We start from the raw sequence: 20952 nt of genomic DNA, 5'->3' as shown, positions 1-20952 counted from the left end.
CGGACCGGCCGGCGGCGGCGGTGGGGGCGGGCGTGGAGTGGACCGTAGGCGTAGGCGTGGGAGTGGGGGTGGGGGTGTGATGGACCGTGGGCGTGGGCGTGGTCGGCGGCAGGGCCGTGGGCGCGGCCGTGGCCGCCGTGCGGGCCGGTCCGGGCACCCGCGCGCCCGGGCCGGGGGTGTGCGGTGTCCCGGAGCTGTGGACCGCCCCGGGCCCACACGGCGTATGGGGTGTTCCGTGACCGTGCGGCGTTCCGGGGCCGTAGGGCGCTCCCGGGGCATGGGGTGTTCCGGGACCGTGGGCCGTCCCGGGCGTACGGGTCGTGCGGGCGGTGGGTACGGGACCAGGCGTCCCGGATCCGGCAGTGCTCATGAATCGTTCCGTCCCCTCGTCCGGTGCGGATTCGACGGCGGGTTGTCCGCGAAACGCACCGCGTGCACGCATGGTGCCACTGTGCGTGGCCGGCGCGCAGAGCCATGGCACCCGAACGGCCCCAGTGGTAAGGCGCCCGGCCGCGCCGCTGCGGCGCAGGGCATGATGGCCCGTATGCGAGCAGTGGTGCAGAGGGTCGACGGCGCACGCGTCGAGGTGGGCGGGGAGATCACCGGCGAGATCGTGGGTGAGGGGCTGTGCGTGCTGGTCGGGGTCACGCACGAGGACACCCCGGCCAAGGCCGCCCAGCTCGCCCGCAAACTGTGGTCCGTACGCATCCTGGACGGTGAGAAGTCCTGCTCGGACACCGGCGCACCGCTGCTGGTCATCAGCCAGTTCACTCTCTACGGTGACGCCCGCAAGGGCCGCCGCCCCACCTGGAACGCGGCGGCCCCCGGCCCGGTCGCCGAGCCTTTGGTGGACGAGGTGGTCGCCCAGCTCCGGGCCCTGGGCGCCCGGGTGGAGACGGGCCGCTTCGGCGCGGACATGAAGGTCTCGCTGACCAACGACGGCCCGTTCACGGTCCTGCTGGAGATCTGACCGGCCGAACAAAGATCCCCACGGCCGAAGCCCCCTCCGGAGCCCCAGTCCGAAGCCCCTTCCGAAGCCCCCGTCCGAAGTCCCTCGCCCGAAGCCCCCTACGGCCCCCTACGGCTCGACGACGACTTCCTGGGCCGCCGCCGTCGTGCCCGCGATCAGCGGCGCGTCGATAGGAATGTTGCGCTTGACCAGGGCCAGGGCGATGGGGCCCAGCTCGTGGTGGCGGGCCGAGGTCGTCACGAAGCCGAGCTGGCGGCCTTCCTCGCCGTCGGCGGCCAGGCGCAGCGGCGTGCCGTGCGGGGGCAGGTGGACCTCGCTGCCGTCCAGGTGGAGGAAGACCAGGCGGCGCGGCGGCTTCCCCAGGTTGTGGACCCGGGCCACCGTCTCCTGGCCGCGGTAGCAGCCCTTTTGCAGGTGGACGGCGGTGCCGATCCAGCCCAGCTCGTGGGGGATCGTACGGTGGTCGGTCTCCAGGCCCAGGCGCGGGCGGTGGGCCTCCACGCGCAGTGCTTCCAGGGCCAGTACGCCGATGGCCGGGCCGGCCGCCGCCGCGAAGGACTCCAGGCGTTCGCGGGGCAGGAACAGGTCGCGGCCGTGGGCGGTCTCCCGTACGACGACGTCCTCAGGGATCTCGGTGATGGAGCCGGCCGGGAGGTGGACCACGGCGAAGTCGGCGGTGCGGTCGGCAACCTCGACGCGGTAGAAGAACTTCATGCTCTCCAGGTAGGCGATCAGCGCCTCCTGTGTGCCCGGCTCGGTGTGCAGCCAGGTCGTGGTCCCGTCGTCGACGAGGTACAGGGCGTGCTCGATGTGGCCGTTGGCGGAGAGGATCAGCGCCTCGGTGGCGTGGCCGGGCGCGAGGTCGGTGACGTGCTGGGTGATCAGCAGGTGCAGCCAGGACAGGCGCTCTTCACCGGTGACGGTGACCACGCCGCGGTGCGAGAGGTCCACGAATCCGGAGCCGTCGGCGAGCGCGCGCTGCTCCCGGAAGAGATCGCCGTAATGGCCGGCGACGCCTTCGTCGGGAGCCTCGGCGGGGACGGCACCGGGCAGCGACAGCAGGGGGCTCTTCATGACATGCAGCCTACGACTCGGCGGCTGCCGCCCGAGAGGTGCATGGGCCGCAGCGCCCGAAGATCGCGAAGTGCTTCAGGTCCGTGTCGAAGCCGAACGTCTCGCGCAGCGTCGCCGTGAAGGGCGCGGCCACCGAGAGGTCGGCCTCGATGACGTCCGTACAGTCCCGGCACACCAGGTGGATGTGGTGGTGCCGGTCGGCGAGGTGGTACGTGGGGGCGCCGTGCCCGAGGTGGGCGTGGCTGACCAGCCCCAGCTCCTCCAGCAGCTCCAGCGTCCGGTAGACGGTGGAGATGTTGACCCCGCCGGCGGTCTTGCGCACCTCGGTGAGGATGGCGTCGGGGGTGGCGTGCTCCAGTTTGTCCACAGCCTCCAGGACGAGCTGGCGCTGCGGGGTAAGTCGGTAGCCGCGCTTGCGGAGGTCGCTCTGCCAGTCGGTGCTCACCACACCGCCAGTGTAGGAGTACGAGCGCCCGGTGCGTACGGCCCATCAGGCCCCGCATCCGCCGGCCGGACCCACCGGCTCATGCGCACGGGGCCTGACGGGGCCCGGAGAAGCTCACCTGAAGAAGGCGATGCCGTCGTCCGGGAGGTCCTTGAGGTCCTTGGCCCACTCGCGGGGGTCGACGACCTTCTTCAGGTGCGCGGACATGTACGGGCGCAGCGGCACCTCGGGGGTCGCCTTCTCGCCGACCCACATCAGGTCGCTGTTGACGTAGCCGTACAGCCGCTTGCCGCCGCTGTACGGGCCGGCGGCGGCGGTGCGCGCGACGGCGTCGGTGGCCAGGTCGATCTGCGGCTTCTGGTCGGCCAGCTCGCCGTACCAGATCTCCACGACGCCCTGGTCGCGGATCATCACGACCTCGACCTTGCGGTCCTTGTCGATACGCCAGTAGCCGGACTCGGTCTCCAGCGGGCGGACCTTCTTGCCCTCGGCGTCCAGGACCCAACTGCGGGAGGTGTATTCGAGGAAGTCACGGCCGTCGTGGGTGAAGGTGACCTCCTGGCCGAAGTTGCACTTCTCGGTGCCGGGGAAGTCGTAGACACCCGCGCCCTCCCAGTTGCCGAGGAGGAAGGCCAGGGGCACGAGGGACGGGTTCAGGTCGGACGGGATCTCGATCATGGCTCAGGCGATCTGTTGGTGGCGGAGAGTGAGGACTAGCGCTGGCCCTGGTACAGCTTCTTCCAGGTCAGACCGGCGAAGGCGACGACGCCCACGGCGACCAGGACAAGCAGGGTGGTGAAGACTGCCTCAAGCACGAGCGCGCTCCTCGGACGGAGTGAGGTGTTACGGACCGGGAGCGAGTCTAGTCGTCGGCGGTACGGGCGGCGCTGTGAGGTCCGCCGCGTACGCTTCCGGCGCCGTTTTGGCCCGCCGGGCAGGATCTGGGCCCGGTCGGCCTAGAGTGCGGGCATGGCGAAGAAGCTCGTGATCAAGGTGACGGCGGGCGCGGACGCGCCCGAACGGTGCTCGCAGGCGTTCACGGTGGCGGCGGTGGCCGTCGCCAGCGGCGTGGAGGTCTCGCTCTGGCTGACCGGGGAGTCGACGTGGTTCGCGCTGCCGGGCCGGGCGGCGGAGTTCACACTGCCGCACGCGGCGCCGCTGCCCGACCTGATCGAGGGGATCACGGCCGGCGGCGGGACGATCACGGTGTGCACGCAGTGCGCGGCGCGCCGGGACATCGAGGAGAAGGACCTGATCGAGGGCGCGCGGATCGCCGGCGCGCAGGTGTTCGTCAGTGAGGCCATGGCGGACGAGGTGCAGGCGCTGGTCTACTGAGGAACACGTGTACCTACGCCCATACGTACAGGCGTAGGTGCGGGTGTCCGCAGGCAGGTGCGCGTCAGCGCGGGCGGTGGTCGTCGATCTCGCGCCACCAGCGGTCCGACTCGGGGTCGCCGGACTCGTCCCACCAGCGTTCGTCCGGCTCCCTGCGGTTGCCGACGATCGCCGCGCAGGGCGGGATGACCATGGCGACCACGCACATCCCCACCGCCACCGGCACCGACCAGAGCCGTACGACGCCCCACGCCAGGACGAACAGGGTGATGCAGACGCCCATCATCACGAAGTACCGGCGGTGCCGGCGCTGTGCGGACGGGCGCTGGTGCGCGTGCATGGTTCCACCGTAAATCCGCCCGCGGTGGGTGAGAAGCGCGGCGGGCCGCACCCCCGTCCGAAGGTGTCCAAACCCCTGGGGTGCGGCCCGCCGGCCGGTGAGGGCGCCGTGCCGCGGCGGCGCCGGCGTGCGGCGCGGCCGCGGCACGGCGGCGCAGGGCGTCAGACGGTGATGGCGACCTCCGCCAGGCCGCCGCGCTGGGCGACGACGGTACGGTCCGCCGAGGCGCCGGGGACCAGCGCGCGCAGCGTCCAGGTGCCCTCGGCCGCGTAGAAGCGGAACTGTCCGGTCGCCGAGGTGGGGACCTCCGCGGTGAATTCGCCGGTGCTGTCCAGGAGGCGTACGTAGCCGGCGACGGGCTGGCCGTCGCGGGTCACGCTGCCCTGGATGGTCGTCTCACCGGGCTTGGCGGTCGAAGCGTCCGGACCGCCGGCCTGTGCTCCACACATGTGGGTACTTCCTCAAGTGGTAGGGGCTGGTGGGGCTGGGATGAGCCGGGCCGGGACTACTTCGCGGCGCCGAGCTCGATCGGGACGCCGACGAGCGAGCCGTACTCGGTCCAGGAGCCGTCGTAGTTCTTCACGTTCGGCTGGCCGAGCAGCTCGTGCAGCACGAACCAGGTCAGCGCCGAGCGCTCGCCGATGCGGCAGTAGGCGATGGTGTCCTTGGACAGGTCCACGGACTCCGTCTCGTAGAGGGCCTTGAGGTCCTGGTCCGACTTGAAGGTGCCGTCGTCGTTGGCGTTCTTGGACCAGGGGATGTTGCGGGCGCTGGGCACGTGGCCGGGGCGCTGCGACTGCTCCTGCGGGAGGTGCGCCGGGGCGAGCAGCTTGCCGCTGAACTCGTCGGGGGAGCGGACGTCCACCAGGTTCAGGTTGCCGATCGCGGCGATGACGTCGTCGCGGAAGGCGCGGATGGAGGTGTCCTGCGGCTTGGCCTTGTAGTCGGTACGGGGGCGGGTGGGGACGGCGTCGACCAGGTCGCGCGAGTCCAGCTCCCACTTCTTGCGCCCGCCGTCCAGCAGCTTGACGCTCTGGTGGCCGTAGAGCTTGAAGTACCAGTACGCGTAGGACGCGAACCAGTTGTTGTTGCCGCCGTAGAGGACGACCGTGTCGTCGTTGGCGATGCCCTTCTCGGAGAGCAGCTTCTCGAAGCCGGCCTGGTCGACGAAGTCGCGGCGCACCGGGTCCTGGAGGTCCTGCTTCCAGTCGATGCGGACGGCGTTCTTGATGTGGTTCTTGTCGTAGGCCGAGGTGTCCTCGTCGACCTCGACGATGACCACCTTGGGGTCGTCGATGTGGGCCTCGACCCAGTCGGCGTCCACCAGGACGTCACTGCGGCTCATGTTCGTCTCCTCCGGGGCGATGGGGCCCCCATGCCCGTCCGGGGCCGTGGGGGAGGGTGCTGCACGTGTACGCCGGGGTGCGGGCCGTCTCCGGGCGGTGCGCGGGGAGGCTGCGGGCCCGCGGTGGGTGGCGCGGGGCTGTGCGGGTGTGCGGATGCGATGTGCGGATGTACGGGACGTACGGCGGTACGGGATGTACGGACGTACGGGGTGGCACGTGGAGCTGTGGCGGTCTGCGGGCTCTGCGAAGCCGGGCCGGGTGGGCCTCACGCCTCAACGGGCCGAGCGGAGGCGGGCGTTGAGGAGCCCGTCAGGCGGTACGACAGAGCATGGCGGCGACCCGGCAGAGGTCGACTGCCCGCCGCTTGGTGAGATCCGCCTGTCGCTTCATGGCACCGATCGTAGGGAGGGGCGGCGGGGTGTGTCACCGGTGTGTCGGATGATGAGACGTAAGCGACCGATATGTGGGATGAGTGCCGGATGGGCGGAGGTGCGCGGAGGCGGCCGGGGCCGGTGCGTATGCGGACGTCACGCCGGGGTCTGGAGGGCGGACGGTGCCGTCTCAGCGGATGGACGGGCGGCGGAGCGCAAGGGGAGGGAGGCAAGGAAGGGAGGGAGGAGGAGCCCGCACACGGGCTTGAGGCGTAAGGGGAGCAAGACGTACGGGGAGCGAGGCGTACGGGCCCGGCCTGTACGGGACGGACCGGGCCGGCCGCATCACGCGTCAGCCGGTGACCTTGACGTCGGTGCCGGTGGCGGAGATCGAGACGCCGTCCGGGGTCGACTCGATCTTCGAGAGCTTGAGGTTGCCGGGCAGCCTGCTCAGCTTCCAGTCGTGGTCGGTGCGCTTGCGGACCCGTTCCTCACAGCTCGGGATGCTCTGGCACAGCGCCGGGAGCCTGTCCGCGCGCAGCCGTACGGTGTCACCGCCCACGATGCTGACCGAGCCGGTGACCTCCAGGGAGTCCAGCAGCGGCAGGCCGCCGATGTTCGGGGAGATCTTGACCTGGCCGGTGCCGTTCTTCTTGCCCGCGTAGCCGACCCGTACGCCGCCGCCCGCGGCCTTCGTCAGGTCCGCGTAGGAGATCCGGGCGGTGCCGGTCGCGCTGGCGGCGCTCTCGATGGAGGAGTAGTCGCTGGTCAGCTTCACGTCGCGGAACTGCGCCGTCAGCTCCGTCAGCCTCAGCCGCTGGCCGTCCGCGCTGGCCTCGATGCCGCCGAGGTCGGCGTCCACCTCGTCCAGCGACCGGCTCGCGACCTGCGTCAGGAACGGGAAGCCCTTGATCGACACGTCCGGGGACCCGCTGAGCCCCTGGCTGACGCGGATCTTGTCCGCGGCCTTGTCCTCGGCGATGTTCACCGCGATACGGTCGGCGGCCACGAACAGGCCGCCGAGTATGACCGCTATGACCAGCAGCACTCGTAGTGCGCGCATCGAACCCCTACCCCCAGGCGACGGGCCGGTTTCCCGACCGGCTTCTCTCCGGACAGACCCCCGGCCTGCCTGATTGGTTGTGAGCCTAATAGGTTCCGGCGCATATGCCCCGCCCCGGCGGCTCGAACCGTCGGGGCGGGGGTGGAACGGGGGCGGACGCCGGGGCGGGCCAGCTCAGGCCAGGGCGCGGCCCAGGACGTACACGGCGGGCGCGGCGAGGGTGAGGGGGAGGGCGACGCCGGCCGTCATGTGGACGAAGCGGGAGGGGTAGTCGTAACTGGCCACCCGCAGACCGATCAGCGCACAGCCGCCGGCCGCCAGGCCCAGCAGCGCGCCCGAGGCGCCCATTCCGGTCATCTGGCCGGCCGCGATGCCCGCCCCCGCGCCGCCCAGCAGCGCCACGAGGACGGAGACGACGGAGGGCAGCGGCAGCGCGCGGGCGAGCGTGGTGACCGCGACCGCGGCGGCGCCGACCACCACCGCGTCCGAGGTGGCGGACAACTGGCCCGAGGCCAGGACCACCAGCGCGGTGGAGGTGAGCCCGGCGGTCAGCGCGTACATCCGCTCGTCCGCGCTGCTGCGGTTGCGGAGCTGGAGGACCAGGACGAACAGGCACCAGACGCCGAGCGTGCCCAGGGCCACCACCGGCGCCTGGTCGCGGTCGGCGGCCAGCAGCCCGGCGTCGGTGGCCAGGCCCGCGAGGAAGGCCAGCGCGATGCCCTGGCGGGCGGGCCACATGCCGTTGAGCCGGAACCACCCCGCGGCCGTGACGGCCTGGAGCAGCACGACCGGTACGCAGAGCACCGGGCGGGGCAGCGGCGCGGTCACCGCCAGCAGCAGGGCCAGGGCGGCGGTGAGCGCGGCGGGCTTCAGGCCGGGCGGGATGACGGGCGAGCGGCCCTCGGCGCGGGCCCGCTGGTTGGGCGCCAGCCCCGCCAGGTCGGGGGCGGGTGCCGGGGCGGGCACGGAGGGGCCGCCGCTGCCGGGGGTGCGCCGGGCGTAGGGCTGCTCGGGCGGCATGCTGTGGGGCGTACGGGGGGAGCCGGTCGACTGCGGCCCGGACGACCCGTGGCGGGCGCCGGACGACCCGAACGACCCCTGCCCTCCGTACGAACCCTGGCCTGCTTGCGACCCCTGCCCGCCGTACGAGCCCTGGCCTGCTTGCGACCCCTGCCCGCCGTACGAGCCCTGGCCTGCCTGCGCACTCTGCCCGCCGTACGAGCCCTGGCCCGCCTGCGAACCCTGTGCTCCGGGTGTGCCGTGCGCCGCTCCGTGCGCGCCGAGGCTCCCACGACCGCCGTGCCCCCCGTGCGTCCCGTCCTGCCGCGGCAGGTACGCGGTCTCCTCGGCCGGGCCCGGGACCACCGGCATCTGGTAGCCGGTCTCCCACGTCGGGGCGCTCCAGATCTGCGTCTGCGGGTCGTCCTGCCCGGCCTGTCCGGCGCCGCCCTGCGCGTAGGCGTCGCGCCCCTGGGAGGAGTGGCCGCCGGTGTCGTGGCCGTACGCGTCGTGCCCGTAGGAGGACCGGTCGGACGGCTCCGGCCGGCTGTGCTGCCCCGCCGCCGCGGGCCAGACGGTGGGATTCTGCTGCGGGTGCCCCTGCTGTCCGTACGAGCCGTAGGGCTGCTGCCCGGGGCCCGGCTGCTGTCCGTGGCCCGGCTGCTGTCCGTACGGCTGCTCCGGCGCCCGCTCGTGAGGCGCGTACGGCTCACGGGGCGCGTAGGAGTCGTAGGACTCGTACGGCTCGTAGGGGCCGTACGGATGGTGCGGCTGGTTCTGCGGCTGATTCTCGCTCATGTGTCGCCCTCACCCTCCCGCGAACGGCGGCAGGACCTCGACGGTGCCGCCCTCGGCCAGGGGCACCGCCGCGTGGTCGCGGGTGCCGACCGGATCGCCGTCCACCAGGAACGAACAGCGCGTCAGGACGCGCGCGAACTCGGGGTTGGCGCGGTGCCGGTCGCGCGCCGCGTCCAGCGCTTCGGCGAGCGTCGCCGCCGCGTACGGCTCCTCGGCCGTGCCGGCGGCGGCCTTGGCCGCGGCCCAGTAGCGCACGGTGCCAGTTGATGTCACGGCGGCCTCTTCATCGTGAGCGACGTGGTGTGCGTCGTGGTCGTCGTCGTGGGGTGGTCGTGGTGTGGTCGGGATGGATCGTGGGGTGATCGGTGACATGCGGCCGGGACGGCTGGTGGTGCGGTGTCTCCGTCGCTGCCGCCTCCATGATGGCGTACGGGCCCGACCGCCCTGCCCCGGGCAAGTTCCGGCAAAGCCTTTCCGGGTGCCCCGCGTCCGGGCACTAATTCGATTGCCGCGGACAAGCACTCGCATAGGCTCGATGTGTGTTGGTCCGACTCGCGCGGGCGCATCTGCGGCCCCATAGGCGCTCTATATCCTTGATCGTCCTGCTTCAGCTCATACAGACGCTGGCCACCCTCTACCTGCCCACTCTCAACGCCGACATCATCGACGACGGTGTGGTCAAGGGGGACACCGGCTACATCCTGACCCTGGGCGGCCTGATGGTCGCCGTCACCCTGCTGCAGATCCTCTGCGCGATCGGCGCCGTCTTCTACGGCGCGCGGACCGCGATGGCCCTGGGACGGGACGTCCGGGCCGCCGTGTTCGACCGTGTCCAGTCCTTCTCCGCCCGCGAGGTGGGGACCTTCGGCGCACCTTCCCTGATCACCCGCACCACCAACGACGTCCAGCAGGTCCAGATGCTGGTGCTGATGACGTTCACGATGATGGTCGCGGCGCCGATCATGTGTGTCGGCGGTGTGGTGATGGCGCTCAACCAGGACGTGCCGCTGTCCGGCCTGCTCCTGGTCGTCGTCCCGGTCCTGGCGGTCCTGGTGTCGCTGATCGTACGGAGGATGCGCCCGCTGTTCCGCGGTGTGCAGCAGCGCATCGACACCGTCAACCGCGTGCTGCGCGAGCAGATCAGCGGTATCCGCGTCATCCGCGCCTTCGTCCGTGACCGGCACGAGCAGGAGCGGTTCGCCGCCGCCAACACCGACCTGTTCGAGATATCCGTGCGGGCCGGGCGGCTGATGTCGATGATGTTCCCGCTGGTCATGCTGATCGTGAACCTCTCCAGCGTGGCCGTGGTCTGGTTCGCCGGGCACCGCATCGACAGCGGTGACATGCAGATCGGCGCGCTGACCGCCTTCCTCAGCTACCTCATGTACATCTTCATGTCGATCATGATGGCGACGTTCATGGTCATGATGCTGCCGCGCGCCGAGGTGTGCGCCGAGCGCATCCAGGAAGTGCTGGCCACGGACACCAGCGTCACCCCGCCACAGCGGCCGGTCACCGCGCTGCGCCGGCACGGCGAACTGGAGCTGCGGGGCGTGGGCTTCCGCTTCCCCGGCGCCGAGGAGCCGGTCCTCAAGGACGTCTCCCTGATCGCCCGGCCCGGCGAGACCACCGCCGTCATCGGCTCCACCGGCAGCGGCAAGTCCACCCTTCTGGGGCTGGTTCCGCGTCTGTTCGACGCGACGGAGGGCGCGGTGCTGGTGGACGGCGAGGACGTACGCGGGCTGGACCCGCAGACGCTGTCCACCGCCGTCGGCCTCGTACCGCAAAAGCCGTACCTCTTCTCCGGGACCGTGGCGTCCAATCTGCGCTACGGCAATCCGGACGCCACCGACGAGGAGCTGTGGCACGCCCTGGAGACCGCCCAGGCACGCGACTTCGTCGAGAAGCTGGAAGGCGGCCTGGCGGCGCCCATCGCCCAGGGCGGCGGCAATGTCTCCGGCGGTCAGCGGCAGCGGCTGGCCATCGCCCGCGCGCTGGTGCGCAAGCCCGAGATCTACCTCTTCGACGACTCCTTCTCCGCGCTGGACTACGCCACCGACGCGGCGCTGCGGGCCGCGCTGGCCCAGGAGACCCGGGAGGCGACCGTCGTGATCGTCGCGCAGCGGGTCTCCACCATCCGGGGCGCCGACCGGATCGTCGTCCTGGACGAGGGCCGGGTCGTGGGCACCGGTACCCACACCGAACTGATGGCGGACAACGAGACGTACCGGGAGATCGTCCTGTCCCAGCTCACCGAACAGGAGGCGGCGTGAGCAGCCCGGCCCCCCAGAGGCGCGGACCCGCGCCCGCCGCCGGACCCGCGCGCATGATGGGCGGCCAGCCGACCGAGAAGTCCATGGACTTCAAGGGCTCCGGCAAGCGGCTGCTGCGCGAGATGCGGCCCGAGCGCGGCATCATGGCGGTCGCGCTGGCGCTCGGCGCGCTGAGCGTGGCGCTGAGCGTCATCGGCCCCAAGGTCCTGGGCCACGCCACCGACCTGATCATGGCCGGCATCGTCGGCCGGCGGCTTCCCGAGGGGATCACCAAGGCCCAGGCCGTGGCGCACCTGCGGGACCGGGGCCAGGACGGGCTGGCCGACATGCTCGGCACGATGCCCGTCGTGCCCGGACAGGGCATCGACTTCGGCGCGGTCGGCGTGGTGCTGCTGTGGGTGACGCTGATCTACGTCGGCGCCTCGGTCTTCGGCTTCGTCCAGGCCCGGATCGCCACCTTCGTCGTCCAGCGGGCCGTCTTCCGCCTGCGCGAGCGGGTGGAGCACAAGCTCTCCCGGCTGCCGCTGAGCTACTTCGACAAGCAGCCGCGCGGCGAGGTCCTCTCCCGCGCCACCAATGACATCGACAACATCCAGCAGACCCTCCAGCAGACCCTGAGCCAGATCGTCACCTCGCTGCTGACGATCCTGGGCGTGCTGGTGATGATGTTCTGGATCTCGCCGCTGCTGGCACTGGTCGCGCTGGTCACCGTGCCGGTCTCGGTGGTGGTGGCCACCAAGGTCGGCAAGCGGGCGCAGCCGCAGTTCGTCCAGCAGTGGAAGACCACCGGCAAACTCAACGCGCACATCGAGGAGATGTACACCGGCCATGCGCTGGTGAAGGTCTTCGGCCGGCAGAAGGAGTCCGCCGCCCTCTTCCGCGAGCAGAACGAGGCGCTCTACCAGGCGGGCTTCAAGGCGCAGTTCATCTCCGGAATCATCCAGCCCGCGATGATGTTCATCGGCAACCTCAACTACGTGCTGGTCGCGGTGGTCGGCGGCCTGCGGGTGGCCTCCGGCGCGCTGTCCATCGGTGACGTGCAGGCGTTCATCCAGTACTCCCGGCAGTTCAGCCAGCCGCTGACCCAGGTCGCCTCCATGGCCAACCTGGTCCAGTCCGGTGTCGCCTCGGCCGAGCGGGTCTTCGAGCTGCTGGACGCCCCGGAGCAGGCGCCGGAGGCGGCCGAGCCCGTACGGCCCGAGCACGTCAGGGGCCGGGTCGAGTTCGAGGAGGTGTCCTTCAGCTACCAGGCCGACAAGCCGCTCATCGAGAACCTGTCGCTGTCGGTACGGCCCGGCCAGACGGTCGCGATCGTCGGCCCGACGGGCGCCGGCAAGACCACGCTGGTCAACCTCCTGATGCGCTTCTACGAGGTGGGCGGCGGCCGGATCACCCTGGACGGCGTGGACATCGCGCAGATGACCCGCGAGGAGCTGCGCGCCAACATCGGCATGGTGCTCCAGGACACCTGGCTCTTCGGCGGCACGATCGCCGAGAACATTGCGTACGGCGCTCCCGAGGGCACCTCGCTCGACAAGATCGTCGAGGCGGCGAAGGCCACCCACGTCGACCGCTTCGTGCGCACCCTCCCCGACGGCTACGACACCGTCATCGACGACGAGGGCGGCAATGTCTCCGTCGGCGAGAAGCAGCTCATCACCATCGCGCGGGCGTTCCTGGCCGAACCGGCGATCCTGGTCCTGGACGAGGCCACCAGCTCGGTCGACACCCGTACCGAGGTGCTGATCCAGCACGCCATGGCCCAGCTCAGGACCGGCCGTACGAGCTTCGTGATCGCCCACCGGCTGTCCACGATCCGCGACGCGGACGTCATCCTGGTGATGGAGTCCGGCTCGATCGTGGAACAGGGCAGCCACGACGCGCTGCTGGCGGCGGGCGGCGCCTACGCGCGGCTGTACGCGGCACAGTTCGCGGAGGCGGTGGCCGAGACGGAGTGAGCCCGTCGTCTTCCGCCGACGCGCTTCCGCGGCCCGGCACACCTGATCCGTAGCGCGTCAGGTGTGCCGGGCCGCGGTCCGGTCCATGATCCAGTCAGTGATGCGGTGCAGCAGGGGCGCACCGGCCGCGTTCTCGGCGTGGCCGAAGCCGCGTTCCAGCCACAGCTCCGTGGTCGCCGGGTCGGCGGCGGACATCAGCATCCGGGGGTGGTCCACGGGGAAGTACGGGTCCCGGTCGCCGTGCACGATCAGCAGCGGGGTCGGGGCGATGCGCGGGACGGCGGCGACGGGCGGGAGCGGCACCGGGTCCCAGTCCTCTGGGTGGATACGGGTGCGCAGGCCGAGGCGGGAGACCAGGCGGCCCGAGGGCCGGGTCACCACCCAGTGGAGCCTGCGCATGGGGTGGTCCCCCGGTAGAACCACCGGGCGGGAGCACTGACCGACACGACCGTGTCGGGGTGCGCATCAATGCGCCCCTCGCGCTCCCCCTCGTCCGCCGCGCCGTACAGGCCGTACAGAGCGGCATGGCGCAGGACCACCGAGCCGCCCATGGAGAAGCCGACGGTGGCGACGCGGCGGTGGCCCAGCGCCCGGGCCCAGCGGACGGCCGCCGCCAGGTCCAGGACCTCGCGGTCGCCGACGGTGGACCGTCCGCCGGACCGGCCGTGCCCCCGGAAGGAGAACGTGATCACGGCCGTACGCTGGGCGAAGACCGCCGCGGCACGGCGCAGCGCGGGACGGTCGAGGGCGCCGGTGAAGCCGTGCGCGAGGACGATCACGGGGGCGTCGGGGCCGGCGGGGGAGTCGGCGGGAGCCTTGGCGCGGTCCGTCCGGGGCCGCGGCGCGGGTACATACGACGCCTCGATCCGTACGCCGTCGTCCGTCAACAAAGACGCTCGGAAATCACCCGAAGTGATCGACGGAACACGCGATCGTGCAAAGGCGTCCTCGGACGGGGAAGTCATGTGGGCTATTCTGCTGGGCAAGAAGGATCCGGGCAGCGTTGCCCCGGGTCCTTTTGTGCTTTCAGCCGCGGTCGTGCGCGGATGAGCGCACGCGCGCTCCAGGGCGCAGAGTGATCAGAGTGAGCGTACGAAGCAGTGCCGCATACTCCCCCGGGCCGGCGCCCGGGAGGTGCCCCCTTCGCAGGGACCGAGGAGGAACCGACGCAATGGGCGAGCGAAGCGTGCAGAACGAGCAGGACCGGCGGACCGGACGGGACCGGCGGGGCCGGCCCGGCGGACCCGGCGGCCCCCGTACGACCGGGGGCCGGGACCGGGCGGGTGGTCGGCGGTGAGCTCGCTGCTGCTCCTGACCAACGCACTCCAGCCGTCGACGGAGGTGCTGCCCGCGCTCGGCCTGCTGCTGCACAGCGTGCGCGTCGCCCCCGCCGAGGGACCGGCCCTGGTGGACACCCCCGGGGCCGACGTCATACTGATCGACGGCCGGCGCGACCTGCCGCACGTACGGTCGCTGTGCCAGCTCCTGCGGTCCACCGGGCCCGGCTGTCCGCTCCTCCTGGTCGTCACCGAAGGCGGGCTGGCCGCCGTCACGGCGGACTGGGGCGTGGACGACGTACTGCTGGACACCGCGGGCCCGGCCGAGGTCGAGGCCCGGCTGCGGCTGGCCACCGGGCGCCGCCATCTGACCACCGACGACAGCCCGATGGAGATCCGCAACGGTGACCTGTCGGTGGACGAGGCGACGTACAGCGCCAAGCTCAAGGGGCGGGTCCTGGACCTGACCTTCAAGGAGTTCGAGCTGCTGAAGTACCTGGCGCAGCACCCGGGCCGGGTCTTCACCCGGGCCCAACTCCTCCAGGAGGTCTGGGGCTACGACTACTTCGGCGGTACGCGCACGGTCGACGTGCACGTCCGGCGGCTGCGGGCCAAGCTCGGGCCGGAGTACGAGTCGCTGATCGGGACCGTACGGAACGTCGGATACCGGTTCGTCAGCCCGGAGAAGGCCGAGGCGATGGCGGAGAAGGCGACGAAGGCGGGGGCTTCGGGGGCGCCCGGGGCGTCGGGGGCCTCTGGGCCGTCCGGCAAAGCGGCTGGGCGAACGGAAAGGGTGGATGGGGCAAACCAGGTAAACCGGACCGAGCGGGCTGAACGGTCTGAACGGGCTGAGCGGGCTGAGCGGGCGGCTCATGGCGGGCAGCGTGCGCGACGGGAGCGGAGCACCGAAGGCGGCGTCGCGGCGGACCGGCCGGCCGCCGCGGCGGGTGCCGTGAGCGGGGCACGGGCCGCGTCCATGACCGCGTCCAACGGCGATGCCCGCAGCGGGACCGGGGCCGCGACCCGGATCGCGGCCCGGACCGCCGCCGTACGGCCGGTGGACCGGTAGGGGCCGGTAGGGGAGCGCGGACCGCGGGCCGGAGGGAAGTGCGGCTCCGGCGCGCCCCCTACGTGACGTCCCGGACCGCTCCCTGATACGGGGAGAATTGACCGGACACCGCGCGGCTCCACCCGCGTAGACTGCCGCGCGTGGCCAAGGTGACGCGGGATGATGTGGCAAGGCGGGCGGGTACGTCGACCGCTGTCGTGAGTTACGTCATCAACAACGGACCCCGGCCGGTCGCCCCGGCCACGCGCGAGCGGGTACTCGCCGCGATCAAAGAGCTGGGCTACCGGCCGGACCGGGTCGCGCAGGCGATGGCGTCCCGCCGTACCGACCTGATAGGTCTGATCGTTCCCGATGCCCGGCAGCCCTTCTTCGGCGAGATGGCCCATGCGGTCGAACGGGCCGCCGCCGAGCGCGGCAAGATGGTGCTCGTCGGCAACTCCGACTATCTGGACGAGCGTGAACTTCACTACCTGCGCGCCTTCCTGGGCATGCGGGTGGCGGGCCTGATCCTGATCAGCCAGGGCCCCAGCGAGCGGGCGGCGGCCGAGATCGATGCCTGGGACGCGCGGGTCGTGCTGATGCACGAGCGGCCTGAGGCGATCGACGAGTTCGCCGTGATGACGGACGACATCGGCGGCGCCCAGCTCGCCACCCGCCACCTCCTGGAACACGGCCACGACTACGTGGCCTGCCTCGGCGGTACGGAGACCACCCCCACGATCGGCGACCCGGTGGCCGATCACGTGGAGGGCTGGCGCCGGGCGATGCAGGAGGCCGGCAAGTCCCTGGAGGGGCGGCTCTTCCAGGCCCCGTACAACCGCTACGACGCCTACCAGGTCGCGTTGAAGCTGCTGTCCGGCCCCGACCGGCCACCGGCCATCATGTGCGCGACGGACGACCAGGCGATCGGGGTGCTGCGGGCGGCGCGGGAGCTGCGCATCGACGTACCGGGCGAGCTTGCGGTCGCGGGCTTCGACGACGTGAAGGAAGCGGCGCTGACGGACCCGCCGCTGACGACGGTCGCCTCGGACCGCGAGGCGATGGCGCGGGCGGCGGTCGACCTGGTGCTGGACGACGCGCTGCGGGTGGTCGGTTCGCGGCGCGAGCGGCTGCGGCAGTTCCCGTCGCGGCTGGTGATCCGCAGGTCCTGCGGCTGCGGAAGCTGACGGGCACGCGGCTGCGGAAGCTGACGGGCACGCGGCACGGCGCCTCGTCAGCCCTGCGTCTTTATACCGGGCATACCTGCTTCTGTCGGACCTCTCAGGGCGTTCTCAGGTAGTTCTCATGATGGGCCCGCAGAGTCGAGACATGGCCGACAACCACCGCCGAAGCGGCGACGAAACCTCGCAGACACCGCAAGTTTCGCAGAACCCGCAAATCGATCATTCTTCGCGGGCAGGTCAGAACGCATACGTTACGGGCGACCGGGCGGACGTCCCGCCGCCGCCTCCGTACGCGCCTTCCCCGCCCGTCGCGGCCGACGGGAGCGGGGGAGCCGGCGGCCCGTACGCGGGATTCGGGGCCGTACCGCCGCAGGAGCCCGGATCCGGCGGACTTGGTGGCTCCGGCGGACTTGGTGGCTCCGGCGAACCTGGTGGACCGCGCCGCCGTGCCCGCCGGCCGGTCGCCCTGCTCGCCGCCGTCGCCCTGGCCTCGGGGCTCATAGGCGGTGGCAGTGCGGCACTGATCGCCGGGACCACCATCGGCGACAAGAGCAGCGCCGCGACCCCGGTCGTCAACGCGGGCGCCACCAGCGGCAGCGGGGTCTCGGCGGTGGCCAAGGCAGTCAGCCCGTCCATCGTGGAGATCTCGGCGAGTACGGCGAACGGCCGGTCCACCGGCTCGGGCGTGATCGTCAGCGCCGACGGCGAGGTCGTCACCAACAACCATGTGGTCGCCGGGGCGGACACCGTCTCCGTACGGCTCAGCGACGGCAGCAGCAAGACGGCGAAGGTCGTCGGCACCGACCCCGACAAGGACCTGGCCCTCATCAAGATCCAGGGTGCCAAGGGGCTGACCCCCGCCGCGCTCGGCGACTCCGACAAGCTCGCGGTCGGTGACCCGGTGGTGGCGATCGGCTCACCGGAGGGCCTGACGGGGTCGGTGACCAGCGGCATCGTCTCCGCCCTCGACCGCAAGGTGACGGTGCCCAAGGACGAGGAGCGGCAGCAGCGGCGGCAGCGGGGCGGTATGCAGTGGCCGTTCGAGTTCGGTGGCAACCAGTACAACGGTGACACGGGGGAGTCGAAGACCTCGTACAAGGCCATTCAGACCGATGCCTCGCTCAACCCGGGCAACTCCGGTGGTGCGCTGATCAACATGCGGGGGCAGGTCGTCGGCATCAACTCCGCCATCTACGCGCCCAGTGCGGCCAATGGGGGCGCGGCGGGCAGTGTCGGGCTCGGCTTCGCCATTCCCGTCAACACCGTCAAGGCCGACCTGGACAGCCTGCGCGCGGGCGGCAGCGGCAACTGACGCCCAACGCCGGCCACCACCGCACGGCCGGCCGCGCCCGTACCGATCCAGGCGTACCGATCCAGGCGTACCGATCACGGTGCACCGATTACGCCGTACCGCATGCCCCATGTCCTTTGCATGTCCTCTGCCCTAGGAGGCCGTCATGGCCCACAAGATCACCGTCCCGGTCAACCGCGTCCGCCGGGCTCTGGCCGCCGCCGTCGCCTGGAGCGCGGGCGGCGAGCGGCGCAGCGCGGGTGTGCTCTCCGTCGAGCACGGTACGGACCGTACGGGACCGGCGGACCTGGATCTCGCCCTGGCGCTGACCCTCGCCCTCGCCCTGGCCGATGTCACCCGGGCCGGACATGTCGGCAGCGCACGGCCTGCGGAAGACGCCCGGTCCGCGCAGGCCGCCTGGTCCGATCAGGCCGACCGGCCCACGCAAGCCGGCCGGCCCGTGGAGCTCGCCCGTACGGCCCGGCTCGTCCGTACCGTGGCCCCGCGCCGGGACCGTGCGACCGGAAAACCGGCAGGCCGCGCCCGCGCCGTACGTGCCGGCGCCCGTGCCCGGGGCTGAAGCCGAGCGGCTGTACGGATACCCGTACACCGGATATCCGTACAGGGGACGGACCCGGCGTGCGCATCCGGTGCGCGAAGCCGAGAATCACCCTGTCAGCCGTCCCGTCCCACCCCGAGGTAGCCATCAAGATGAGCCCCGCCGAGCACGGTGACCAGCCCGCCCGCATCCTGATCGTCGACGACGAGCCGGCCGTCCGCGAGGCGCTGCAGCGCTCGCTCGCCTTCGAGGGCTACGGCACCGAGCAGGCCGTCGACGGGCTGGACGCGGTCGAGAAGGTCACCTCCTACGATCCCGAGCTGATCGTGCTGGACGTCCTGATGCCGCGGATGGACGGGCTGACCGCCGCCCGGCGGCTGCGTGCGCGGGGAGTGACCGTACCGATCCTGATGCTGACCGCACGCGACACGGTCGGCGACCGGGTGACCGGCCTGGACGCGGGCGCCGACGACTACCTCGTCAAGCCCTTCGAGCTGGACGAGCTGCTGGCCCGTATCCGCGCCCTGCTGCGCCGCAGCTCCTACGCGGCGGCGGCCGGTCCGCGGCCCGAGGAGGGCGAGCTGCTGACCTTCGCGGACCTGCGGATGGACCTGTCGACGCGGGAGGTCACGCGGGGCGGCCGGCCGGTGGAGCTGACGCGTACGGAGTTCACGCTGCTGGAGATGTTCCTGGCGCACCCCCGCCAGGTGCTCACCCGTGAGCAGATCCTCAAGGCGGTCTGGGGTTTCGACTTCGAACCGACCTCCAACTCCCTGGACGTGTACGTGATGTATCTGCGCCGCAAGACGGAGGCGGGCGGCGAGCCGCGGCTGGTGCACACGGTGCGCGGTGTCGGCTACGTCCTGCGGGCCGAGGGCGGCACGGAATGAACGATGCGCCGGTTACGGGCGCTGCCGCCCCGGGCCCGGGCGGCGAAGCGCCGGCCCCGGGTGGCCAGGCGCCGGTCCCGGGCGGGGAGGCACCAGCCCCGGGCGGTACGGCACCGGCCTCGGGCGGTACGGCACCGGTTCACGGCACTGCCGCCCCGCCCCCGCCCCCGCGCCCCGGCCTGAGACAGCGGATCGCGCACCGCTACCGGCGGCTCCCGCTGCGCTCCCGCCTGGCCCTGCTCACCGCCGTCGCCGTGGCGTTCGCCGTGGCCGCCTCGGCCGCCGCCTGCTGGGTGGTCACCCGCGACCGGCTCACCGAGCAGCTCGACGCGACGCTGAGCCAGCAGGCCAAGGAGATCCGTGCCGAGTACGTGCAGGCCCTGGGCGCCAAGTGCAACAGCCCCCTGCCGGAGAACGCCCGGCTGCAACTGCCCACCCCCTACACGATCCAGATCGTGACGGCCGACGGCACGGTCTGCACCTCGTGGGAGAAGATCCGTATCCCCGCGCAGGGTTCGGACGTACAGGTCGCCAGGGGACAGACCGACGAGACCACGCACACCACCCGGGGCGCCGACGGCAAGGAGATGCGGGTCCTCACCCGCCCGTACCACGGCCCCCTCACCGACGCGCTGGGCAACCAGGTCGCCCTGTCCATCGCCTCCCCCATGTCGACGGTGACCGACCCCCTCAATCAGCTCGCGCTGGTCCTGCTGGCCGTCACCGGGATCGGGGTGCTGGGCGCGGCCACCGCCGGCCTGTGGGTCGCCCGCGCGGGCCTGAAGCCCGTGGACCGGCTCACCGGCGCCGTCGAACACGTCGCCCGTACCCAGGACCTGACCCTGCGCATCCCCACCGAGGGCGAGGACGAGATCGCCCGTCTGTCCCGGTCCTTCAACTCCATGACCGCCGCGCTGGCCGCCTCCCGCGACCTCCAGCGGCAGTTGATCGCGGACGCGGGGCACGAGCTGCGTACGCCGCTGACCTCGCTGCGTACCAACATCGACCTGCTGGTACGCAGCGAGCAGTCGGGCCGGGACCTCCCGGCCGCGGACAAGCAGGCGCTGCTGGCCTCGGTGAAGGCGCAGATGGGGGAGCTGGCGGCGCTCATCGGCGACCTCCAGGAGCTGTCCAGGACGCCGGAGGCGGGGCCCGGCCACGGCGCGGGGGTGGGGGTCGTGGCCCTGCACGAGGCCGTGGCCGCGGCGCTGGAGCGGGCCCGGCTGCGCGGCCCCTCGCTGACCTTCACCGCCGACCTCGAACCCTGGTACGTACGCGGGGAGCCGGCGGCGCTGGAGCGGGCCGTGGTGAACCTGCTGGACAACGCGGTCAAGTTCAGCCCGGCCGGAGGCGCCGTGGAAGTCCGGCTCGCGGGCGGCGAGCTGGCCGTACGGGACCACGGGCCCGGCATTCCGGCGGCGGAACTGCCGCACGTCTTTGAACGGTTCTGGCGCTCCCCGTCCGCGCGCAGCCTGCCCGGCAGCGGTCTGGGCCTGTCGATCGTGGCGCGTACGGCGGAGCAGGCGGGCGGCGGCGTACGGCTGCGGGCCGCCCCGGGCGGCGGCACCGAGGCCCTGCTCACCCTCCCGGGCGCGAGCACGCCTCCGCCGGACCTGCCGGGGGGCGGGGCGTGAGGTGGTGAGGCGGGGCAGTCGCCCGTGAGGCCATGAGGCCGTGGGGCCGTGGGGCCGACTCGCAGCCGTACGACTCGCAGCCGTACGACTCCCTGCC

The 20952-nt window shown here is 72.0% G+C and carries 18 protein-coding genes and 2 pseudogenes; 10 read left to right on the top strand and 10 right to left on the bottom strand.

Going from position 1 to position 20952, the window contains the following annotated elements; translation table 11 throughout:
- Nucleotides 1-544: 544 nt before the first annotated feature.
- Complete coding sequence (dtd, locus tag KGS77_RS14325; RefSeq protein WP_242581481.1) at nucleotides 545-970, top strand: D-aminoacyl-tRNA deacylase; 426 nt, start codon at nucleotides 545-547, stop codon at nucleotides 968-970.
- 108 nt (nucleotides 971-1078) lie between these two features.
- Here dtd and KGS77_RS14320 read toward each other — a convergent pair whose 3' ends face one another.
- The 3 genes from KGS77_RS14320 to KGS77_RS14310 form a co-directional block, all read right to left on the bottom strand.
- Nucleotides 1079-2044 carry a glycine cleavage T C-terminal barrel domain-containing protein gene (locus KGS77_RS14320; protein WP_242581479.1) on the bottom strand — a complete coding sequence of 322 codons (966 nt, stop codon included), beginning with the start codon at nucleotides 2042-2044 and terminating at the stop codon, nucleotides 1079-1081.
- Between the two features lie 10 nt (nucleotides 2045-2054).
- A complete protein-coding gene (locus KGS77_RS14315; RefSeq protein WP_242581476.1) occupies nucleotides 2055-2492 on the bottom strand; it encodes a transcriptional repressor in 438 nt (145 codons plus the stop codon).
- Nucleotides 2493-2603: 111 nt separating this feature from the next.
- Nucleotides 2604-3167: an FABP family protein gene (locus KGS77_RS14310; protein ID WP_242581474.1), complete on the bottom strand. Its 564-nt coding sequence runs from the start codon at nucleotides 3165-3167 to the stop codon at nucleotides 2604-2606.
- A 291-nt stretch (nucleotides 3168-3458) separates the two neighbouring features.
- On the opposite strand from KGS77_RS14310, the gene KGS77_RS14305 reads away from it, so the two are divergent.
- Nucleotides 3459-3824, top strand: coding sequence for a DsrE family protein (locus KGS77_RS14305; RefSeq protein ID WP_242581472.1), 366 nt, complete (start codon nucleotides 3459-3461; stop codon nucleotides 3822-3824).
- A gap of 64 nt (nucleotides 3825-3888) precedes the next feature.
- Here the strand turns inward: KGS77_RS14305 and KGS77_RS14300 are convergent, their stop codons facing one another.
- From KGS77_RS14300 to KGS77_RS14275, 6 genes are all read right to left on the bottom strand, one after another.
- On the bottom strand, nucleotides 3889-4164 hold the full coding sequence (locus tag KGS77_RS14300) for a DUF3099 domain-containing protein (RefSeq protein ID WP_242581471.1): 276 nt from the start codon (nucleotides 4162-4164) through the stop codon (nucleotides 3889-3891).
- A 161-nt stretch (nucleotides 4165-4325) separates the two neighbouring features.
- On the bottom strand, nucleotides 4326-4613 hold the full coding sequence (locus KGS77_RS14295) for a DUF1416 domain-containing protein (protein ID WP_242581470.1): 288 nt from the start codon (nucleotides 4611-4613) through the stop codon (nucleotides 4326-4328).
- 56 nt (nucleotides 4614-4669) lie between these two features.
- On the bottom strand, nucleotides 4670-5509 hold the full coding sequence (locus tag KGS77_RS14290) for a sulfurtransferase (protein WP_242581469.1): 840 nt from the start codon (nucleotides 5507-5509) through the stop codon (nucleotides 4670-4672).
- Nucleotides 5510-6233: 724 nt separating this feature from the next.
- Entirely contained in the window at nucleotides 6234-6944 is a 711-nt protein-coding gene (locus KGS77_RS14285; RefSeq protein WP_242581468.1) for a DUF2993 domain-containing protein, read from the bottom strand.
- A gap of 174 nt (nucleotides 6945-7118) precedes the next feature.
- The gene (locus KGS77_RS14280; protein ID WP_347404491.1) at nucleotides 7119-8741 is read right to left on the bottom strand and encodes a hypothetical protein; all 1623 of its coding nucleotides are present in this window, start codon (nucleotides 8739-8741) and stop codon (nucleotides 7119-7121) included.
- A gap of 9 nt (nucleotides 8742-8750) precedes the next feature.
- The gene (locus KGS77_RS14275) at nucleotides 8751-8996 is read right to left on the bottom strand and encodes a MoaD/ThiS family protein (RefSeq protein ID WP_277994321.1); all 246 of its coding nucleotides are present in this window, start codon (nucleotides 8994-8996) and stop codon (nucleotides 8751-8753) included.
- 284 nt (nucleotides 8997-9280) lie between these two features.
- On the opposite strand from KGS77_RS14275, the gene KGS77_RS14270 reads away from it, so the two are divergent.
- The gene (locus KGS77_RS14270) at nucleotides 9281-11014 is read left to right on the top strand and encodes an ABC transporter ATP-binding protein (RefSeq protein WP_242581466.1); all 1734 of its coding nucleotides are present in this window, start codon (nucleotides 9281-9283) and stop codon (nucleotides 11012-11014) included.
- Between the two features lie 56 nt (nucleotides 11015-11070).
- Nucleotides 11071-12972: an ABC transporter ATP-binding protein gene (locus KGS77_RS14265; RefSeq protein ID WP_242587468.1), complete on the top strand. Its 1902-nt coding sequence runs from the start codon at nucleotides 11071-11073 to the stop codon at nucleotides 12970-12972.
- Between the two features lie 57 nt (nucleotides 12973-13029).
- Here KGS77_RS14265 and KGS77_RS14260 read toward each other — a convergent pair.
- Nucleotides 13030-13937: pseudogene (locus KGS77_RS14260) on the bottom strand (alpha/beta fold hydrolase).
- 328 nt (nucleotides 13938-14265) lie between these two features.
- Here KGS77_RS14260 and KGS77_RS14255 point away from each other — a divergent pair.
- The 6 genes and pseudogenes from KGS77_RS14255 to KGS77_RS14230 all read left to right on the top strand — a co-directional run.
- Nucleotides 14266-14937 (top strand): annotated as a pseudogene (locus KGS77_RS14255) (response regulator transcription factor); the annotation flags it as partial.
- A 521-nt stretch (nucleotides 14938-15458) separates the two neighbouring features.
- Nucleotides 15459-16484 (top strand): LacI family DNA-binding transcriptional regulator, encoded by a 1026-nt coding sequence (locus tag KGS77_RS14250; protein WP_242581465.1) that lies wholly within the window; start codon nucleotides 15459-15461, stop codon nucleotides 16482-16484.
- A gap of 142 nt (nucleotides 16485-16626) precedes the next feature.
- Nucleotides 16627-17793 carry a trypsin-like peptidase domain-containing protein gene (locus KGS77_RS14245; RefSeq protein WP_242581464.1) on the top strand — a complete coding sequence of 389 codons (1167 nt, stop codon included), beginning with the start codon at nucleotides 16627-16629 and terminating at the stop codon, nucleotides 17791-17793.
- Between the two features lie 145 nt (nucleotides 17794-17938).
- Nucleotides 17939-18352 carry a hypothetical protein gene (locus tag KGS77_RS14240; protein WP_242581463.1) on the top strand — a complete coding sequence of 138 codons (414 nt, stop codon included), beginning with the start codon at nucleotides 17939-17941 and terminating at the stop codon, nucleotides 18350-18352.
- Between the two features lie 131 nt (nucleotides 18353-18483).
- Nucleotides 18484-19221 carry a response regulator transcription factor gene (locus KGS77_RS14235; protein ID WP_242581462.1) on the top strand — a complete coding sequence of 246 codons (738 nt, stop codon included), beginning with the start codon at nucleotides 18484-18486 and terminating at the stop codon, nucleotides 19219-19221.
- Nucleotides 19218-20855 (top strand): HAMP domain-containing sensor histidine kinase, encoded by a 1638-nt coding sequence (locus tag KGS77_RS14230; RefSeq protein WP_242581460.1) that lies wholly within the window; start codon nucleotides 19218-19220, stop codon nucleotides 20853-20855. The genes KGS77_RS14235 and KGS77_RS14230 overlap by 4 nt, the downstream gene beginning before the upstream one ends.
- Nucleotides 20856-20952 lie beyond the last annotated feature (97 nt).

It is taken from the genome of Streptomyces sp. MST-110588 (genome assembly GCF_022695595.1).
GTDB lineage: Bacteria > Actinomycetota > Actinomycetes > Streptomycetales > Streptomycetaceae > Streptomyces.
Note: the sequence above shows the minus strand (reverse complement) of the source record. Positions and strands in the feature narration are given on the sequence as shown.

What these genes read in the sequence shown, in the direction of transcription:
- KGS77_RS14305 (WP_242581472.1), top strand. Translation starts at nt 3,459, where the DNA reads ATGGCGAAGAAGCTCGTGATCAAGGTGACGGCGGGCGCGGACGCGCCC.
- KGS77_RS14295 (WP_242581470.1), bottom strand. Translation starts at nt 4,613, where the DNA reads ATGTGTGGAGCACAGGCCGGCGGTCCGGACGCTTCGACCGCCAAGCCC.
- KGS77_RS14300 (WP_242581471.1), bottom strand. Translation starts at nt 4,164, where the DNA reads ATGCACGCGCACCAGCGCCCGTCCGCACAGCGCCGGCACCGCCGGTAC.
- KGS77_RS14265 (WP_242587468.1), top strand. Translation starts at nt 11,071, where the DNA reads ATGGGCGGCCAGCCGACCGAGAAGTCCATGGACTTCAAGGGCTCCGGC.
- KGS77_RS14290 (WP_242581469.1), bottom strand. Translation starts at nt 5,509, where the DNA reads ATGAGCCGCAGTGACGTCCTGGTGGACGCCGACTGGGTCGAGGCCCAC.
- KGS77_RS14245 (WP_242581464.1), top strand. Translation starts at nt 16,627, where the DNA reads ATGGCCGACAACCACCGCCGAAGCGGCGACGAAACCTCGCAGACACCG.
- KGS77_RS14320 (WP_242581479.1), bottom strand. Translation starts at nt 2,044, where the DNA reads ATGAAGAGCCCCCTGCTGTCGCTGCCCGGTGCCGTCCCCGCCGAGGCT.
- KGS77_RS14235 (WP_242581462.1), top strand. Translation starts at nt 18,484, where the DNA reads ATGAGCCCCGCCGAGCACGGTGACCAGCCCGCCCGCATCCTGATCGTC.
- KGS77_RS14310 (WP_242581474.1), bottom strand. Translation starts at nt 3,167, where the DNA reads ATGATCGAGATCCCGTCCGACCTGAACCCGTCCCTCGTGCCCCTGGCC.
- KGS77_RS14240 (WP_242581463.1), top strand. Translation starts at nt 17,939, where the DNA reads ATGGCCCACAAGATCACCGTCCCGGTCAACCGCGTCCGCCGGGCTCTG.
- KGS77_RS14280 (WP_347404491.1), bottom strand. Translation starts at nt 8,741, where the DNA reads ATGAGCGAGAATCAGCCGCAGAACCAGCCGCACCATCCGTACGGCCCC.
- KGS77_RS14285 (WP_242581468.1), bottom strand. Translation starts at nt 6,944, where the DNA reads ATGCGCGCACTACGAGTGCTGCTGGTCATAGCGGTCATACTCGGCGGC.
- KGS77_RS14230 (WP_242581460.1), top strand. Translation starts at nt 19,218, where the DNA reads ATGAACGATGCGCCGGTTACGGGCGCTGCCGCCCCGGGCCCGGGCGGC.
- dtd (WP_242581481.1), top strand. Translation starts at nt 545, where the DNA reads ATGCGAGCAGTGGTGCAGAGGGTCGACGGCGCACGCGTCGAGGTGGGC.